This window comes from Agrobacterium sp. MCAB5, assembly GCF_052114365.1.
In the GTDB taxonomy this organism is placed as follows: domain Bacteria; phylum Pseudomonadota; class Alphaproteobacteria; order Rhizobiales; family Rhizobiaceae; genus Agrobacterium; species Agrobacterium tumefaciens.
The window spans coordinates 1-372 of sequence record NZ_JBFREP010000362.1 but is presented as its reverse complement, the minus strand read 5'-3'; the positions used below and the strand labels follow the sequence as shown (position 1 = coordinate 372).

Sequence of the window (372 nt, the reverse complement as noted above, 5' to 3'; positions counted from 1 at the left end):
ATATCATCGAAAAGGATCACGGCTTTTTCGAATTTGCCTATCCCGTCGATACAAGGCCTCTGGCGGACCGGTTCCGCGCGCTTTTTTCAGCCGTGACGGCAACTGATCGCCCGGGTAAGACCCTTCGCTGCGACGAGACCCTCCTTATGCTGCTCGTGGGTGCAATGGAAACAGTGGCAACACCACGCCAGACGGCAGCGCCCGATAGCATAAGACGGGCGAAAAGCAGGATCGATGACGATCCTGCCCGGCCATTGCGCCTAACCGATCTGGCGCAGGAGGCCGGCATGAGCCAGTTCCGCTTCCTGCGATCCTTCAGCAAGACCACGGGGCTGACGCCGCACAGCCTACCTTTTGCAGCGACGCCTGCAT

1 pseudogene is annotated in these 372 nt (G+C 59.7%); it reads left to right on the top strand.

What is annotated here, in order from left to right:
• Positions 1-372, top strand: a pseudogene (locus AB4Z23_RS29040) (AraC family transcriptional regulator); the annotation flags it as partial.